The organism is Methylobacterium sp. AC315 (assembly GCF_979253755.1).
In genome coordinates this window covers 238,085-255,562 of sequence record NZ_CEEDEA010000003.1, presented here as the reverse complement: position 1 = coordinate 255,562, position 17,478 = coordinate 238,085, and the positions used below count along the sequence as shown (strand labels likewise).

General features: G+C 67.5%; 16 protein-coding genes and 1 other annotated feature. Of the genes, 10 read left to right on the top strand and 6 right to left on the bottom strand.

The features are described 5' to 3' along the window. Positions 1-391 precede the first annotated feature (391 nt). The 7 genes from AC0IY0_RS06420 (at position 392) to AC0IY0_RS06390 (ending at position 8,437) form a co-directional block, all read left to right on the top strand. Entirely contained in the window at positions 392-841 is a 450-nt protein-coding gene (locus AC0IY0_RS06420; RefSeq protein WP_147907061.1) for a cupredoxin domain-containing protein, read from the top strand. Between the two features lie 169 nt (positions 842-1,010). Beyond that, entirely contained in the window at positions 1,011-1,829 is an 819-nt protein-coding gene (locus AC0IY0_RS06415) for an SGNH/GDSL hydrolase family protein (protein ID WP_147907060.1), read from the top strand. A gap of 177 nt (positions 1,830-2,006) precedes the next feature. Further along, positions 2,007-2,537 (top strand): ATP-dependent protease subunit HslV, encoded by a 531-nt coding sequence (hslV, locus tag AC0IY0_RS06410; RefSeq protein ID WP_147938843.1) that lies wholly within the window; start codon positions 2,007-2,009, stop codon positions 2,535-2,537. 237 nt (positions 2,538-2,774) lie between these two features. Then, on the top strand, positions 2,775-4,445 hold the full coding sequence (locus tag AC0IY0_RS06405) for a methyl-accepting chemotaxis protein (protein ID WP_471763341.1): 1,671 nt from the start codon (positions 2,775-2,777) through the stop codon (positions 4,443-4,445). Positions 4,446-4,498: 53 nt separating this feature from the next. Then, positions 4,499-4,554: a sequence feature (sul1 is cis-regulatory element that is thought to sense ions involved in sulfur or methionine metabolism; They are found in Alphaproteobacteria), on the top strand. 64 nt (positions 4,555-4,618) lie between these two features. Beyond that, positions 4,619-6,115 (top strand): SulP family inorganic anion transporter, encoded by a 1,497-nt coding sequence (locus tag AC0IY0_RS06400; protein WP_471763340.1) that lies wholly within the window; start codon positions 4,619-4,621, stop codon positions 6,113-6,115. A gap of 121 nt (positions 6,116-6,236) precedes the next feature. After that, the gene (gene hslU / locus AC0IY0_RS06395) at positions 6,237-7,550 is read left to right on the top strand and encodes an ATP-dependent protease ATPase subunit HslU (protein ID WP_147907056.1); all 1,314 of its coding nucleotides are present in this window, start codon (positions 6,237-6,239) and stop codon (positions 7,548-7,550) included. A 62-nt stretch (positions 7,551-7,612) separates the two neighbouring features. Further along, on the top strand, positions 7,613-8,437 hold the full coding sequence (locus tag AC0IY0_RS06390; protein WP_147938884.1) for an EamA family transporter: 825 nt from the start codon (positions 7,613-7,615) through the stop codon (positions 8,435-8,437). Between the two features lie 6 nt (positions 8,438-8,443). Here the strand turns inward: AC0IY0_RS06390 and AC0IY0_RS06385 are convergent, their stop codons facing one another. The 4 genes from AC0IY0_RS06385 to AC0IY0_RS06370 all read right to left on the bottom strand — a co-directional run bounded on the left by AC0IY0_RS06385 (position 8,444) and on the right by AC0IY0_RS06370 (position 11,991). Beyond that, positions 8,444-8,845: a PTS sugar transporter subunit IIA gene (locus AC0IY0_RS06385; RefSeq protein WP_147853550.1), complete on the bottom strand. Its 402-nt coding sequence runs from the start codon at positions 8,843-8,845 to the stop codon at positions 8,444-8,446. A gap of 174 nt (positions 8,846-9,019) precedes the next feature. Next, positions 9,020-9,460 (bottom strand): HPr kinase/phosphorylase, encoded by a 441-nt coding sequence (locus tag AC0IY0_RS06380; RefSeq protein ID WP_471763339.1) that lies wholly within the window; start codon positions 9,458-9,460, stop codon positions 9,020-9,022. Beyond that, positions 9,460-11,199 (bottom strand): stimulus-sensing domain-containing protein, encoded by a 1,740-nt coding sequence (locus AC0IY0_RS06375; RefSeq protein ID WP_419830013.1) that lies wholly within the window; start codon positions 11,197-11,199, stop codon positions 9,460-9,462. The genes AC0IY0_RS06380 and AC0IY0_RS06375 overlap by 1 nt, the downstream gene beginning before the upstream one ends. 81 nt (positions 11,200-11,280) lie before the next feature. After that, positions 11,281-11,991, bottom strand: a complete 711-nt coding sequence (locus AC0IY0_RS06370; RefSeq protein ID WP_147907053.1) for a response regulator transcription factor — start codon at positions 11,989-11,991, stop codon at positions 11,281-11,283. 287 nt (positions 11,992-12,278) lie between these two features. Between AC0IY0_RS06370 and AC0IY0_RS06365 the strand changes: the two genes are divergently transcribed. The 3 genes from AC0IY0_RS06365 to lepA all read left to right on the top strand — a co-directional run bounded on the left by AC0IY0_RS06365 (position 12,279) and on the right by lepA (position 15,350). Then, positions 12,279-13,055, top strand: a complete 777-nt coding sequence (locus AC0IY0_RS06365) for a HugZ family pyridoxamine 5'-phosphate oxidase (protein WP_471763338.1) — start codon at positions 12,279-12,281, stop codon at positions 13,053-13,055. A 36-nt stretch (positions 13,056-13,091) separates the two neighbouring features. Beyond that, positions 13,092-13,328, top strand: coding sequence for a hypothetical protein (locus tag AC0IY0_RS06360; RefSeq protein ID WP_246692206.1), 237 nt, complete (start codon positions 13,092-13,094; stop codon positions 13,326-13,328). A gap of 219 nt (positions 13,329-13,547) precedes the next feature. After that, positions 13,548-15,350 (top strand): translation elongation factor 4, encoded by a 1,803-nt coding sequence (gene lepA / locus AC0IY0_RS06355; RefSeq protein WP_147938642.1) that lies wholly within the window; start codon positions 13,548-13,550, stop codon positions 15,348-15,350. Positions 15,351-15,711: 361 nt separating this feature from the next. On the opposite strand, the gene AC0IY0_RS06350 is transcribed toward lepA, so the two are convergent. Next, positions 15,712-16,029 (bottom strand): c-type cytochrome, encoded by a 318-nt coding sequence (locus AC0IY0_RS06350; protein ID WP_471763337.1) that lies wholly within the window; start codon positions 16,027-16,029, stop codon positions 15,712-15,714. Between the two features lie 136 nt (positions 16,030-16,165). After that, a complete protein-coding gene (locus AC0IY0_RS06345; protein ID WP_471763336.1) occupies positions 16,166-17,449 on the bottom strand; it encodes a PQQ-dependent sugar dehydrogenase in 1,284 nt (427 codons plus the stop codon). Positions 17,450-17,478 lie beyond the last annotated feature (29 nt).

Below are 17,478 nucleotides of genomic sequence, written 5' to 3'. Positions count from 1 at the left end.
GCAGATGAGGCTCGCAGCCGATCCGGACTCCGCCCTCGAAGCCCAGCACCAGGATCCCGCCACCCATCCGGAGACCCGTTATGCCCGATCGCATCGATCGTGCCGAAATCTGCACCCGGGATAATAAACGGTTCGATTTTGTCATCTTGGCGGGGCACACAACGTCATCGGCGTATTCGAAAAGCCACCTTGAGCCACGGCGTCGCGCACCGGAACCCAGGCTCCTTCATCTCATTACCAGCGAGAGACCCGCGCGCTTTGATCCTCGCTGTGAATATTTAATACAGTGCGAGGATCACTGGATGGAACGGAGCGTCGTCTTCCTGCGAGAGCCGGCGCCTGGCCCTCGGGACGATGCTCCGGCTGCGGGTCGAGGCGGAGAACCAAGACCTTGCAGAAGATCCTAATCGCTGCTGCCCTGGCTAGCCTTCTCGCCGGTCCAGCCGACGCCGAGGACAACCCGCAGCTCGGCAAACCCGCCAGCGCGGTGATGCCGCCCGTCGAGCTGACCATCACGCTTCAGGATGACAAACCGGTCTGCGCGCCGGCCGATCTGCGCCTGCCCGCCAACACCGACGTGGTGCTGAAGGTGGTGAGCGAGGCCAATGTCCCAGTGACACTCACGGCACCCGGACAGTTCGAACAGGGACACCTGCTGCACGCCGACGGCGACCTCGTCCATGTAATGAGCGAGAAGGGCTACACCGTCAAAGCCAACGGCCGCGGCACTCTGAAACTGCGCACCCTCGACGCCGGGGAGCACAGCTACGCCTGCACCGCGAACAACAAGCGCAATGCACCCTTCGTGGGCAAACTCGTGCTGTCCCCGCCGGCTGGTTGACGCCGGTCGCGCAGAGGCGAGACGCCGGCCGGCTCGGGTCCGGCGACGTCTCGCATTTAATTTTGTGTTACGAATTCACATCATCTTAAAGGCGCGTACGGAACCGCTCTTTTCAAGTGCCTGTGTCAGATTGTATCGGTCATTGACGAGTGGCGGAGCAATCGGTCCCGTGTCCCAGAACCTGACATCCGTCACGCCCGCTAAGCTGCGCCGAAAGCGCTGGCGGGATGTATTGGTTCTGTGCGGCCTGCTGTTGGTCCCCACCGCGGTTCTCGCCTACGCGGATCTCCTGCCTGATTCATTGGACATGCTCGGCATCGACCTGAGCGACAGTCCGGATCTCCCACACGTCGCACGGCAGATCGCCATCGGCGCGCCGCTCAAGATCGTTGCGTTCGGGTCGTCTTCGACCGAGGGCATCGGTGCCTCGAGCCCGGCCAACGCTTATCCGGCCCGCTTGCAGGTCAACCTGCGCAAGAAGCTCCGCGGCATGGAGGTCGCCGTCATCAATCGCGGCATCGGCGGCGAGCATGTCGACGACATGCTGAAGCGCCTGGACCGCGACGTGATCGCGGCCGAGCCGCAGCTCGTCATCTGGCAGACCGGCAGCAACGATCCGCTGCGCGGCGTCTCCATCGAGCATTTCCACGAGGCGACCGCCGTCGCGATCCGTCGGATTCGGGAAGCCGGCATCGACGTGGTGCTGATGGAACCGCAATGGTGTCCGAAACTGGATTCGACACCCGGCTCGTCCCGGTTCCGGGATGCGGTGCGGGCGATCGGGACGGAACTCGACGTGCCGGTCATCCGTCGGGCCGACCTGATGCACGGCTGGGTCCGCGAGGGGAAGCTCACCGCCAAGCAGCTCTTCGCCTCAGACGGCCTCCACATGGCCGATGGTGGCTACGCCCTGCTGGCTCAGGCGGCGGCCGAATCGATCCTGCACGACGCCGGTCCCGTGCAGACCGCCGAGGCGGTCGCGGAGTAGAGCTCCGCACCGTCGCAAGCCCCCCGACACGACGGAAGCGAACGTCCTATCGTCGGGGCGGACGTCCGATGGCTGGACGCGGCCGATAAAGCTCCCCATCTCGGCGCGGACCGAGATCGGAGCCGAACTTTGAGCCAGGACGCATTCAGGTACGACGACCGGGGCTCCGTGCCCCAGATGCACGCCACCACGATCCTGATGGTCCGCAAGGGCGGGCGCGTCGTGGTTGGGGGCGACGGGCAGGTCAGCCTTGGCCAAACCATCGTCAAAGGAAACGCCCGCAAGGTGCGACGCCTCGCCAAGGGCGCGGTGATCGGGGGCTTCGCCGGGGCGACCGCCGATGCCTTCACGCTGTTCGAGCGCCTCGAAGCCAAGCTGGAGCAGTATCCCGGCCAACTGACGCGCGCCTGCGTCGAACTCACCAAGGATTGGCGTACCGACCGCTACCTCCGCCGCCTCGAAGCGATGATGGTGGTGGCTGACCGCGACGTCAGCCTGTTGCTCTCGGGTTCCGGAGACGTGCTGGAGCCGGAAACCGGCGTCATGGCGATCGGTTCGGGCGGAAACTACGCCCTGGCAGCCGCCCGCGCCCTCGAGGATAGCGATCTCGACGCGGAAGCGATCGTGCGTAAAGCCATGACGATCGCCGCTGAGATTTGCGTCTACACCAACGGCAACCTGGTTATCGAGGCCCTCGATCAGGCGTGATGCAGAAGGTTCATGCGCCCGCGGTATAATCGCCTGGTTGCGGTGAAGTAGGCTGGTGCGACGAGGGGCGAGACGGTTTTCGACGTTTAATGAACAGGATAAGATGCCGATCTGCCGGTCGAATGACCCCGCGGACCGGCGATCCGAATCGCATCAGCTTGCCAGCAGACTGCACCTTAACGGAGCTTTGATTCGTCACCGGCACAATCGTTCCGCAAAGCCCTGGGTGGAAACGGCATGAAGATCGGTGGCAAGATCCTGGGCTTCGTCGCAGCCTGCAGCCTGACGACGCTCGTCGTCGCGGGCATCAGCGTCGCGACCCTGCAGCGCTTCGAGCACGCACTGACACAGGTCGAGGATGCCTCGGTCCGCGCGCTGAATGCCGCAAACTTCAACCGCCTCGTTGCCGAGGTGACAATGGATTCCCGCGGCGTCTACGCCTCGGCCGACCGGACCGAGGCTACGAAATACGCCGCCGGCATCCGCAAGGGCTTGGCGGCAATGGATGTCCTGCGGGCCGACTGGGCGCCCCGGGTGACGGAGCAGGAACGCCCGCTCTTCGACGCGATGGCGCGGAACGCCGACGCCTTCCGGACCTTGCGGGCTGCGCTGGCCACCGCCGGCGTGGAAGCCGGTCCCCGCGCCGCCGCCGATCTGGGCTTCAACGAGGCCAACCAGTCCAACCGCAGGGCGTTCCAGGCGAGCATCGATGCCCTGGTCATGGGCGGCCGGGCCGAGATGGCCGCGGTCAAGGCCGAGACCCGCGACCTCTTCCAGGCGCGGACGCTCCTGGTGTTCGCGCTGGCGCTGCTCGGCACAGTGGCGTGCTGCGGGCTCGGCCTCCTAGTCGGCCAGCGCCAGATCGCCCGGCCGCTCCGGGCCGTGTCCGAGGCGATCCAACGCCTGTCGCGGGGCGACCACTCGCTGCCGGATGTGCATCCGCGTCGCGACGAGATCGGGGCGATCTGGGCCAGTATGCAGGTCTTCGCGGGGACGATGCGGGAAGCCGACGGTCTGCGGCAGGAGCGCGAGCGCTTGGGCGCGGAGGCGGTGACCCGCAAGCGCACCGAGATGGTCGGGCTTGCAGACCAGTTCGAGGGCAGCATCGGTGGCTTGGTTCACCACCTCGTCGGCGCCGCCACCGGCATGGAACGCGCCGCTGCCGCCATGGCGGGCAATGCCGAGCGCACCGACGAGCAGTCGCGCGTCGTGACCCGCGCCGCCGAGACCACCGCGCACAATGTCGAGGCGGTCGCCGCCGCCACGGAGGAACTCGCCGCCACCGCGAGTGAGATCGGCGTCCAGGTTTCACAGACGTCCGACGCTGCCGCTGGCGCCGTCGAGGCCGCCAAACGGACCCGCGCCAGTGTCCAGGCACTTGCTCGGAGTGCCGACGGCATCGGGCGGATCGTATCACTGATCTCGACCATCGCGGGACAGACAAATCTGCTCGCCCTCAACGCGACGATCGAGGCGGCCCGGGCCGGCGAGTCGGGGCGTGGTTTCGCCGTGGTCGCCACCGAGGTGAAGGCGCTGGCGACTCAGACCGCCAGGGCTACGGACGAGATCGCCGGCCAGATCGACGCGATGCGTGCGGCGACCCATGCGGCCGTCGTGGCCATCGAAGAGATCGGCGGCACGATCGAGCAGGTCCACGGCATCGCGCTGGGCGTGGCGGCGGCCGTCGAGCAACAGCAGGTCGCCACCCAGGAGATTGCCCGCAGCATCGCCGAGGCTGCCAGCGGCACCCGCGCCGTGACCGAGACCATGTCGATGGTGTTGGACGCCGCCCACGAGGCCGGCGCCAGCGCCGGCAGGGTACTCGATGCGGCGGCCGACATCGCCCGCCGTTCGGATGGCCTGGGGAACGAGGTCGCGGGTTTCGTAGCGCAGGTGCGAGCGGCCTGACGCCGCCTGAATGTTGCATCGCAGTGCGATGCCCCGTAGGGTCGTGCCATTCGCAAGGACCCGGTGAAAGCCCGGGTGGCTCTTCCGGCCGCCGATCCGCCGGACCACGCATCCGAGACGCCCGTTGATCCGCCGTTCGAGCGGACGCGCGTCTCGTGCGGATTCTCATCACCATGCAACGCAGTTCATCCGGAACCGGCGGCCCTCTCGGGTCGTGGGTGTCCAATATCCGCGGCGATACCCTGTCGGGCGTCGTCGTCGCCCTGGCGCTGATCCCGGAGGCGATCGGCTTCTCGGTCATCGCCGGGGTCGATCCCAAGGTCGGGCTCTACGCCTCGGTGGTCATCGCCTGCACGATCGCCTTCGCGGGGGGGCGGCCGGCCATGATCTCGGCCGCGACCGCCGCGACCGCGGTGGTGATGGTCGATCTCGTGCGCGAGCACGGGGTTCAATACCTGTTCGCCGCCACCGTCCTGATGGGCGTGATCCAGATCCTCGCCGGCCTGCTCAAACTCGGCCGGCTGATGCGGTTCGTCTCGCAATCGGTCATGACCGGCTTCGTCAACGCGCTGGCGATCCTGATCTTCCTGGCGCAAATGCCCGAGCTTACGGGCGTTACGCCGGCGACCTACGGATTGATCGCCTTGGGCCTCGCGATCATCTACGGTTTCCCGCGGATCACCCGGGCCGTCCCCTCGCCCCTCGTGGCGATCGCGGTGCTGACCGCAGTGACGGCGATCTTCCACCTCGACGTGCGCACCGTCTCGCATCTGGGCGCTCTGCCCTCGACGCTGCCGAGCTTCGCGCTGCCGGACGTGCCGCTGACCTTCGAGACCCTGCGCATCCTGCTGCCCTACGCGGCGACGCTCGCCGCCGTCGGCCTGCTGGAAAGCCTGCTCACCGCGCAGATCGTCGACGACATGACCGACACCGCCAGCGACAAGAACCGGGAATGCATGGGCCAGGGCGTCGCCAACATGGCCTCCGCGGTGTTCGGCGGCATGGGCGGCTGCGCGATGATCGGGCAGTCGGTGATCAACGTCACCTCGGGGGCTCGCGGCCGCCTGTCCACGCTGGTGGCGGGCGCCTTCCTGCTGCTGCTCCTGGTGGCCCTTCAGGATCTGCTGGGTGTGGTACCGGTCGCGGCCCTGACGGCGGTGATGATCATGGTCTCGCTGAATACCTTCTCGTGGCGGTCGCTGGCGCAGCTGCGCACGAACCCGCTGCCGTCCTCGGCCGTGATGCTGGCGACCGTCCTGGTCGTGGTCGCCACCAAGGATCTGGCGCAGGGTGTGCTCGCCGGCGTGCTCCTCTCCGGCGTGTTCTTCGCCGGCAAGGTCTCGCGGCTGAGCCAGGTGACCTCCACGCTCTCGGAAGACGGCCGGACCCGGACCTATCGGGTGGCCGGGCAGGTCTTCTTCGCCTCGGCCGGCACCTTCTCGGAGGCGATCGACGTGCTGGAGCCGGTGGACCGCCTCGTGATCGACCTGCAGGACGCGCATTTCTGGGACATCTCGGCGGTGGCCGCGCTAGACCGCGTCGTCCTGAAGGCCCGGACCCGTGGGCGGACCGTCGACGTGATCGGCCTGAACGCTGCCAGTGCGACGCTGGTCGAACGCTTCGGCAAGCACGACAAGCCCGACGCCGCACCGTCGCTGGCGGGTCACTGAGACGGGGCGACGCACGCCCCAGGCCGCGCCCGGCCTCTTGCGTCGCGCGCGCCGCGACCCCATTCCCGGCCCAGGCCTGCGGTTGCGTCGGCCAGGCCGGGACAACAAGGATGGCACAGCGTTGACGACGTTCTCTCCCCGCGAGATCGTGTCCGAACTCGATCGCTTCATCGTCGGGCAGCACGACGCCAAGCGCGCCGTCGCGATCGCGCTCCGCAATCGCTGGCGTCGCCAGCAGCTCACGGGGCCGCTTCGCGAGGAGGTCGCGCCCAAAAACATCCTGATGATCGGGCCGACCGGCTGCGGCAAGACCGAGATCGCCCGCCGCCTCGCCAGGCTGGCCAATGCCCCGTTCCTGAAGATCGAGGCCACCAAATTCACCGAGGTCGGCTATGTCGGCCGTGACGTCGAGCAGATCATCCGCGATCTCGTGGAGGTGGCGATCGGCCTGACCCGACAGGCGAAGCGCGAGACCGTCAAAGCCAAGGCAGAGGCGGCGGCCGAGAATCGGATCCTCGACGCCCTGGTCGGGCCCACCGCCAGCCAGGCGACCCGCGACAGCTTCCGGCGCAAGCTGCGTGATAGCGAACTCGACGACAAGGAAGTCGAGCTGGAGCTGGCCTCGGGTGCCCCGTCGGGTCTGCCGATGTTCGAGATCCCCGGCATGCCGGGGGCCTCCATGGGGGCGATCAACATCGGGGACGTGCTCGGCAAGGCGCTGGGCGGGCAGCGCGGCAAGCCGCGCCGTATCCTGGTTCGAGATGCCTACGCGCCGCTGCTGGCCGAGGAATCCGACAAGCTGGTCGACGACGACGCGCTGATCCGCGACGCGATCCGTGAAGTCGAGAACAACGGCATCGTCTTCCTCGATGAGATCGACAAGATCTGCACCCGTGAGGGCCGCTCCTCCGGGGACGTCTCCCGCGAAGGCGTACAGCGCGACCTGCTGCCCCTGATCGAGGGTACGACGGTCGCGACGAAGCACGGCCCGGTGAAGACCGACCACGTGCTGTTCATCGCCTCGGGAGCGTTCCATGTCTCGAAGCCCTCCGACCTCCTGCCGGAACTCCAGGGCCGTCTGCCGATCCGGGTCGAGCTGCAGCCGCTGACGGTGGACGACTTCCGCCAGATCCTGACGTCCACGGAAGCGAGCCTGCTCAAGCAGACGGTGGCGCTGATGGAGACGGAGGGCGTGACCCTCACGTTCACCGACGACGCCGTGGACGCGCTGGCCCGAGTCGCCGTCGAGGTGAATTCGTCGGTCGAGAACATCGGCGCCCGCCGCCTGCAGACCGTTCTGGAGCGGGTGATCGATGAGATCTCCTTCACCGCCACCGACCGGTCCGGAGAGACCGTGCCGATCGACGCCGCCTATGTCCGTGCCCGGGTCGAGGATCTGGCTGCCAACGCGGACCTGAGCCGATTCATCCTGTGATCACGCGCTCGGGGTGGCGGCCGGATGCGGCTCTCCTCCCCGTCATCGCGCTGGTGGCCGGGATGATCTCCCTCCAGTTCGGAGCCACGGTCGCCAAGAGCCTGTTCCCCGTCGTCGGAGCGGCCGGGACGGCGTCTCTGCGAGTCGGCTTCTCGGCCGTGATGCTGATCGCGGTCTGGCGTCCGTGGCGGCGCAGCCTGTCGGGGCGCGATGCCGGATGGATCGCGCTCTACGGGATCAGCCTGGGGCTGATGAACGTCCTGTTCTACCTGGCCATCGCCCGTTTGCCGCTCGGGCCGGCGGTGGCGATCGAGTTCGCAGGGCCGCTCGCCATTGCGCTGATCGCGTCCCGTCGCAGGTCTGACTTCCTGTGGATCGGGGTCGCGGTACTGGGACTCGGCCTGCTTCTGCCGGTCGCATCGACGAGCTCCTTGGACCCGCTCGGCGTCGTCCTGGCGCTCGGGGCGGCTCTGGCCTGGGCGCTCTACATCTTGTTCGGCCAACGTGCGGGACGGATCGACGGCGGTCAGGCAGTCTCGCTGGGCATGCTGGTCGCGGCGGTGGTCGCAGCACCATTCGGCCTGACGGAAGCCGGTCTTGACCTGTTCGCCCCCGGTATCCTGGTCGCCGGTCTCACGGTAGCGCTTATGTCCAGCGCCCTGCCCTACTCGCTCGAGATGTTTGCGCTGCGCCGCCTGGATCGGAAACGTTTCGGCGTCCTGATGAGCCTGGAGCCTGCCGTGGCCGCCTGCGCGGGCTTCGCTCTTTTGGGTGAGCGCCTCGGCATCGTTCAGTGGCTGGCCATCGGGCTTGTGATTCTTGCCTCGGCGGGCATCACCGCGACGAGCCGCCAGCCTGCCACAACGGCCGTAGTCCTCGACGGCTGAAAAGCTTTATTTCCCGGCCAGGACGCGGGAAGCGACGTTGATGTATTTGCGCCCGGCTTCCTGGGCGTGAAGGACGGCGTCGCTGAGGTTTTCCTCGTCACGGACGCTCGCTAACTTGATCAGCATCGGCAGGTTGATCCCCGCCACCACCTCGACCGAGCCGCCGTTCATACACGAGAGCGCAAGGTTCGAGGGCGTGCCACCGAACATGTCGGTGAGCACCACCACACCGTCGCCGGTGTTCACGCGACAGACCGCCGACATGATGTCCCGGCGCCGCAATTCCATATCGTCTTCCGGCCCGATCGTGATCGTCTCGATCTGATCCTGCGGGCCGACCACGTGCTCCAGAGCGGCCTTGAATTCGGTCGCCAGCAGCCCGTGAGTGACGAGCACCATGCCAATCATCGACACGTGTTCCAACGTCCTCTGTCTGCCGCCATGTTGTGCAATGCACAGGTCCCAACAAGGCGATCGCGACGTTTTTGCTCGGACATTAGAACGATCATGCCACGCGGGCCCCTTCGGCGCCATGGGGTCTCACCACCGTGACGCGAATCGATGACCTGTGCGGCTGCGAAGTCACGGACTGGACTTTCGCAGCGCGGCACGAATCAGCAACATCGATAATCCCGCCCGTCGCACTGCGGCGTCGAGGACCAAGCGCGGTAACGGCACGTCGAGAATGTGGGCATCGCCCGGTGGATCGGGCAACCGAGGTTGTTCGTCAACGAGATCGACCGAGAGGCGTAGATGCGCCTCGTAGCTGAGCGGCAATCCAAGGTCCGCTGCCGATAGAATGCCCTGCCCTCGGATCTCGACATGTCCCGCCGATACCTCATGGGACCGGGCGACAAGCGTATCGGCCCGTCGGTCGCACACCACCCGGTCGTCTGCCACGAAGGCCCCATCCGCCTCCGCGGCGATGAGAACCGCCAAGCTCGACTTTCCAGAGCCGGACGGACCGCGAATCAGGATGCCGGCCCCACCCAAGGTCACGCAGGAAGCGTGGAGGGTCGTCATCAGGCGTGGAGCTGCCGCGGTGCGGCCGGGAGGCGAACGGTGAAGCGGGCGCCGCGCACCGTGGGCTCGCCGTCCTCGTCCGGTGCACCGGGTCGGTTCTCGGCTCGGATCGTCCCACGGTGGGCCTGAACGATCTGGCGCGAGATCGACAGCCCGAGCCCCGAATTCTGCCCGAACCCCTGCTCGGGCCGATCGGTGTAGAAGCGCTCGAAGATGCGCTCCAGGGCGTGCTCCGGAATGCCGGGTCCCTCGTCCTCGCAAACCAGCTCGACCTCGCCGCGGACCCGGCGCAGGGCCACCCGGACCTTCGCCTCGGTGGGCGAGAACGAGCGGGCATTGTCGAGAAGGTTGTTGACGACCTGACCAAGCCGGCTGTCGTGGCCGATCACCGTGAAGGGTGCATCCTGATCGGCGATCGGCTCGACGTCGAGCTGGATCAGGCAATCTTTCGGGCGTCTCCGCTCGTTCGCCACCGAGACGACCGTGGACAGCAGCTTCTTGAGATCGACCCGGCGTGCCTCTGCGCGGGCAAGTTCGGCGTCGAGCCGCGAAGCGTCGGCGATGTCGCTGATCAGCCGGTCGAGGCGCTTCACATCGTGCTGGATGATCGCCATCAGGCGGCCGCGCGAATCATCGGACTTCGCCAGCGGCAGCGTCTCGACCGCGCTGCGCAGGGACGTCAGCGGGTTCTTCAGCTCATGGCTGACATCGGCGGCGAAGCTTTCGATGGCGTCGATGCGCCGGTAGAGCGCCTGGGTCATGTCCCGCAGGGCCCCGGAAAGGTGGCCGATCTCGTCCGTGCGCTGGGTAAAGTCGGGGATCTCTTCGCGGGTCTTGATCCCCATGCGGACCTTTTCGGCAGCCTCGGCCAGCCGCCGGACCGGCCCTGCGATGGCGCCGGCCAGCAACGCCGAGAGCACCACCATGACAGCCGAGGCGACCAGGAACACCTGCAGGAGACCGAAGCGCTCCGAGGCGATCACCCGGTCGATGGCGTCCCCTTGCGTGGAGATCAGGAGCGCGCCTCGCACCGAGCCGGCACGGTGGATCGGCACGGCCACCGAGACGGTGGTCTCGCCCAGGGCGTTGCGGCGGACCAGGCTGCCGCGATTGCCGGTGAGCGCCGCCTGGACCTCGCGGAGCGAATGGCCGTTCACCGGCCCCGTCTCCTCGGGTTGAGCGCCTCGGCCGCCGATGAGGGCGCTGAGCTTAGTCTGGACCGCCTGGAAAGCGGATTCCAGCATGCCCGCTTTGTGGGGCTTTGCCGCGATCGTGTCGTTGCGGCCGGCATCCCCGCGCTTGAACAGGGTCCGGGTGTCGAACAGCAGGCCGCCCTCCTGGTCATAGACCCGGGCACGGTTGCCCGTGGGGGTGACCAGGCGGGACAGCAGCGGCGCCACCTTCTCGGGGTTGAGCGAGAAGGCCAGAGGCTGCGATTCCTCCTCGGTGGGCTCCCCAGCCTGCTGCTGGAGCAGCTTGTCGGGGTCGATCTGGATGGTGTCGGTGTCGACCGACGCGGAGGCCGCGATGGCGCCCGCGATGATCTCGCCCTGGATCGCCAGGCTCTGGATCCGGGCCTGGATCAGGCCCTGCCGGAACTGATTCAGGTAGAGGAACCCGACGAGCAGCGCGATCAACCCGACGAGGTTGAGCACGACGATGCGACGCGTCAGGCTCGACGACGCGCGCTGGCCGATCGCATCCCAGAGGGCGCGCGGCCAGGTCAGCGGTCGGGACAGGAGCTGGGTGAACGAGGGGCGCGGTGGGGCGTCCTCGGCTTGGGCGGGGGTCTGGCCGGTCACGTGGCGGATCCTTTTAGATCACGCCTCCTTGAACCGGTAGCCGACGCCGTACAGCGTCTCGATCATGTCGAAGGCCTGGTCGGTCACTTTGAACTTCTTGCGCAGGCGTTTGATGTGGCTGTCGATGGTGCGGTCGTCGACGTAGACCTGATCGTCGTAGGCGGCATCCATGAGGGCGTTGCGGCTCTTCACGACGCCCGGGCGGTGGGCCAGCGCCTGCAGGATCAGGAATTCCGTGACCGTGAGGGTCACCGGCTCACCCTTCCAGGTGCAGGTGTGGCGCTCCGGATCCATCATCAGCGAGCCGCGCTCCAGCGAGCGGGCCGCGACCTCGGCCTCGCCCCTTGGGGTGGCGCCCGCCGGCTCCTTGGCGAAGCGGCGCAGCACCGCCTTCACGCGCTCCACCAGAAGGCGCTGCGAGAACGGCTTATGGATGAAGTCGTCCGCGCCCATCTTGAGACCGAACAGCTCGTCGATCTCCTCGTCCTTCGAGGTCAGGAAGATCACCGGGAGGTCGGATTTCTGCCGCAGGCGGCGGAGAAGCTCCATCCCGTCCATGCGCGGCATCTTGATGTCGAAGATCGCGAGGTCCGGCGGGGAGTGCCGCAGACCGTCGAGGGCGGAGGCGCCGTCGGTGTAGGTCTGGATGCGATAGCCTTCGGTCTCAAGCGCGATCGACACGGAGGTCAGGATATTCCGGTCGTCGTCGACGAGGGCGATGGTTGGCATGCGCGATCCCTGACTGAACGGGCTCAAGCGCGGTCCCGGCTGTTCGCGCGGGCCGCGCTCCATCCCGGCCCCCGAGGGGCAGGCGGAAGCGCGAACCGGGCCGGTTTCGGCGCCGCCCGGTTCGCGCAACGGGACAGGTGCTTTAGTACGGCCGATCGGAAAAAGCGAGCGGCGGTCATAGCTTGGCCATAAAGGCCGATCTGACGCGGGTCCGGGCGCTCGTGCGGGAAGCGGTGCGCCGCTACGGTGGCGGGCGTGCGGCAGCGGTGAAAAACGGGAGCGACCGGATGGGCGAGACGAGTACCACTGCGTCGGAACAGCGCGAAATGGCCCGTCCGCTGCCCGCGGGCGAGGCGCCGTTCGACGCCATCGGGTTGTCGCGGATGCTGCTGCGGAGCATCCGTTCCGGGGCACTGGCGACCCTCGATTCGGAGGGGACGCCGTTCGCGTCGCTGGTGACGATCGCCACCGACCAGGACGGCACGCCGCTGATGCTGCTGTCGCGGCTCTCGGCCCACACCCGCAACCTGCTGGCGGATCCGCGGTGCTCGCTGCTGTTCTCGCAGGGCGGCAAGGGCGATCCGTTGGCGCATCCGCGGCTCACCGTGGTCGGCACCGCCGTGCAGACCGAGGCGGCGCGGGCGCGGGCGCGTTTCGTGGCCCGCCATCCGAAGGCCAAGCTCTACGCCGACTTTCCGGATTTCGGGTTCTTCGCAGTGACCGCGAAGTCTGGACACCTGAACGGCGGTTTCGCGAAGGCCGCCACGTTGACCCGCGAAGAATTGCTCCTCGACCTCACCGGGGCGGAGGCCGTGGTCGCTGGCGAGGCCGGGGCGGTCGAGCACATGAACGCCGACCACTCCGACGCGCTGGCGCTTTACGCCGCCGCGGCGGGTGCGGAGGCTGGGCTGCCGTGGCGTTTGAGCGGGCTGGACCCGGAGGGGCTCGACCTGATGGCCGGCGACCGGACGGCGCGGGTGGTCTTTCCCGAGCGCGTCTCCGACATGGGCGGCCTGCGCAGGCACCTCGTCGCCATGGCGGCGCAGGCGCGCGGCGGGGCCTGAGCGGGGGACATCGGGGGCGGGAGATCACCCCGGGGCATGGCGAAGTGCCGCCCGGTGCACCATATCCGCGCGATGAGCGAGATCCAGACAGACACCTATCCCTTCAGCCTCGATGTGCAGCCGGTCGGCGAAAGCGGCGCGATGTTCCAGTGGAGCATCCGCAAGCACGGCAAGCTGCACCAGCGCTCGGATCGGAAGCACCCGACTGAGTCGAAGGCCCGGACCCACGGCGAGGCCGAGATCGAGCGCCTGATCCGCGACCGCGGCCGCTGAACGCTCGTCATAGCCGCCGGCATCGGCGGAGCACTGCCGACGGGCGGGGGCCGGTTCGTACTGGCTCCCGCTTCGTCGTTCTGGCCCCTCGGTCGCAGCGGGTCGGCCCCCGCGCTTGGCGCGTCTGCGCGGCACTGCTATCTCGCGCGTGAGCCGACCCATCCGAACATGCCCAGACGTCAGACGGTGCGCGCCGTCGCGCGCCCGAACGGAATGCCGATGACAACCCCGATCGACAACATCCGCAACTTCTCGATCGTCGCGCATATCGACCACGGCAAATCGACCCTGGCGGATCGGCTGATCCAGGCCACCGGCACCGTGGCGTTGCGCGACATGAGCGAGCAGATGCTCGACTCGATGGATATCGAGAAGGAGCGCGGCATCACCATCAAGGCGCAGACCGTGCGCCTGGAATACCGGGCCGAGGACGGCAAGGATTACATCCTCAACCTGATGGACACGCCCGGCCACGTGGACTTCGCCTACGAGGTGTCGCGCTCGCTCGCCGCCTGCGAGGGCTCGCTGCTGGTGGTGGATGCCTCCCAGGGCGTCGAAGCGCAGACGCTGGCCAACGTCTACCAGGCGCTCGACGCCAACCACGAGATCGTGCCGGTCCTCAACAAGGTCGATCTGCCGGCCGCCGAGCCGGAGCGGGTCAAGGAGCAGATCGAGGAGGTGATCGGCCTCGACGCCTCGAACGCGGTGCCGATCTCGGCCAAGACCGGGCTGAACATCGAGGCGGTGCTGGAGGCGATCGTGACCCGCCTGCCGCCGCCCAAGGGCGACCGGAGCGCGCCGCTCAAGGCCCTGCTGGTGGACAGCTGGTACGACGCCTATCTCGGCGTCGTCGTGCTGGTGCGCATCATCGACGGTGTGCTCAAGAAGGGCATGACCATCCGGATGATGGGCGCGGACGCCGTCCACGGCGTCGACCGGATCGGCGTGTTCCGTCCGAAGATGGCCGAGATCGGCGAGCTCGGCCCGGGCGAGGTCGGCTTCTTCACCGGCTCGATCAAGGAAGTCGCCGACACCCGCGTCGGCGACACGCTGACCGAGGACAAGCGCCAGACCACCTCGATGCTGCCGGGCTTCAAGGAAGTCCAGGCGGTCGTATTCTGCGGCCTGTTCCCGGTGGACGCCGCCGAGTTCGAGAACCTGCGCGCGGCCATGGGCCGGCTCCGGCTCAACGACGCGTCCTTCTCCTACGAGATGGAGAGTTCGGCCGCGCTGGGCTTCGGCTTCCGCTGCGGCTTCCTCGGCCTGCTGCACCTGGAGATCATCCAGGAGCGGCTGGAGCGCGAGTTCAACCTCGACCTGATCTCCACCGCGCCCTCGGTGGTCTACCGCCTGAAGATGCGCGACGGCACGCTCAAAGAGCTGCACAACCCGGCCGACATGCCGGACGTGATGAAGATCGAGCTGATCGAGGAGCCGTGGATCCGCGCCACGATCCTGACGCCGGACGAGTATCTCGGCGGCGTGCTCAAGCTCTGCCAGGACCGCCGCGGCGTCCAGATCGACCTCAACTACGTCGGCAAGCGCGCCATGGTGGTCTACGACCTGCCGCTGAACGAGGTGGTGTTCGATTTCTACGACCGGCTGAAATCGATCTCCAAGGGCTACGCCTCGTTCGACTACCACGTCTCCGACTACCGCGAGGGCGACCTCGTGAAGATGTCGCTGCTGGTCAACGCCGAGCCGGTGGACGCCCTCTCGATGCTGGTCCACCGCACCCGCGCCGAATCGCGCGGCCGGGCCATGTGCGAGAAGCTGAAGGACCTGATCCCCCGCCACCTGTTCCAGATCCCGGTCCAGGCGGCGATCGGCGGCAAGATCATCGCCCGCGAGACGATCAAGGCCCTGTCCAAGGACGTCACCGCCAAGTGCTACGGCGGCGACATCTCGCGCAAGCGCAAGCTGTTGGACAAGCAGAAGGAAGGCAAGAAGAAGATGCGCCAGTTCGGGCGCGTGGAGATCCCGCAGGAGGCGTTCATCGCGGCGCTGAAGATGGACGATTGAGGTGCTGATTTCGTGACGCGCACTCAACCTAGGGTGGGCGGTGCGGATCGGTTCAGCGTCTGGCCTTATCGGTCTGTCTTTGATCGCGAGCCTGTTCGACCGGCTATCCCATCCTTTTCCTCATCCTGAGGTGCCGGAGCGCAGCGGAGGCCTCGAAGGAGCCCTCCAGCCAGTCGCGCGATCCCTGGAGGGCTCCTTCGAGGCTGCTACGCAGCACCTCAGGATGAGGGGGAGGGTTGGAGGATCTCCGTGGCTCGAAATCGTCACTCGGTGGACCCGGTGCAGTTATCGAATCCGAACGGTCCCTTCCGTCGTCGCGAGCACTACGAAGCAATGACGGTGTGGAGCGCCGGAGAAGCTCCTACCCCGGCGGCAGCACGTCGATCTTGATGCCCGCGTAATACGCCGCCAGATTCGCGATGTCGGCATCCGACAGTTCCTTGGCGACCACGTTCATGATCTCGTTCTGCCGCTTGCCGTCGCGGTACTCGCCGAGAGCCTTCACCAGGTAGGGCTCGACCTGGCCGGCGAGGTTCGGCGCCTCCGGCAGCTTCGAGAGCCCGTCCATACCGTGGCAGGTCTGGCAGGCGCTGGCCTTCTTGCGCCCGAGGGCCGCGTCGCCAGCCTGGGCCGAGAGCGGGACGAGCAGAGCGGCGAGAAGGAGAAGCGGGCGGATCATCGGCTGGGCTCGGTAGGCGGTTTCACGAAAGGTCAACGGAACAGGCGCAGTCCCCCTCTCCCGTGCGGGAGAGGGGGACTGCGCCTGTTTGCGGCGGTGGCGCCTCGCACGGAGCGAGGCGCCAAGTCCCAAAAAGCTACTTCTCGTAGGAGATCCGGTAGATCGCCCCGGCGGAATCGTCCGAGACCAGCAGCGAGCCGTCGAGCATCACCGCCACGTCCACCGGGCGGCCGAGATACTCGCCGTCGCCGGTCAGCCAGCCTTCCGCGAACGGCTTGACCGCGCCGAGCTTCCCGTCCGCGCCCATGGGGGCGAACATCACCCGGGCGCCCACCGGCTCGGTGCGGTTCCAGGAACCGTGCTCGGCGATGAAGATCCCGCCCTTGTACGAGGCCGGGAACTGCTTGCCGTTGTAGAAGGCCATGCCGAGATCGGCCGCGTGGGGCGGCAATTCGGCGACCGGGGCGACCGCGTCGGCGGGCGGGGTCTGCTCCTTGTACTCGACCGTGCGGATTGCGCCGCCGCCGTACCAGGGGAAGCCGAAATTCTCGCCCGCCTTGGTGGCGTGGTTCAATTCACCCGGCGGCTTGTCGTCGCCCATGCCATCGACCTGGTTGTCGGTGAACCAGAGCGACTTGTCGGCGGCGAAGTCCATGCCCACCGAATTGCGGATGCCGGTCGCAAAAACCTCGCGGTTCTTGCCGTCGGCGTCGATGCGGATGATGCCGCCGATGCCGGCCTTCCGGTACAGGTCCATCTTCTCGGCCGGCGGCACGTTGTAGGGCTGGCCGAGCGCAATGTAGGTCTTGCCGTCCGCACCCACCCGGCAGACCCGGGCGGTGTGATTGAAGCTCTCTTCCCCGGCCGGGATCAGCGCGCCTTCCTTCACCAGGATGCCGGCGGCGACGTCCGGATTCTCGTAGAAGAACTCGGCGGCCGGGAAGGCGAGCACCCGATTCTGCTCCACGATGGTGAGCACGCCGTCCTTCGAGAAGCAGACGCCGTTGGGGATCTTGAACGCGATGCCCGGCGCGAAGGCCCGGACCTCGTCGGCGACCCGGTCCTTGTCGCGGTCGGTGACCGTGTAGACCTTGGTCTTGCGGGTGCCGACGAACAGCACGCCGGCATTGGGGCCGACCGCGATGGCGCGGGCATCCGGCACCACGGCGTAGAGATCGATCTTGAAGCCGTCGGGCAGCTTGATCTTGGTGAGCGTCTTGCGGATCGCATCGGCGCGGCGGCCGGTCTGCGGGATCTCGGGGGCGGCCTGGGTGTCGGTGCTGCGGAGGTTCTGCAGCTTCTCCAGGTCGTCGGCCTTGGCCTTGGTCTCGGCCGGCGCCGCACCCTGTGCGAGGGCCGGAGCCACGAGGGCGGGCAGGGCGACGCCCGCCCAGAGCGCAGCGATGAACAGCGATCGCATCGTTTTAAAATCCTCCCGGCCGCCCTTGG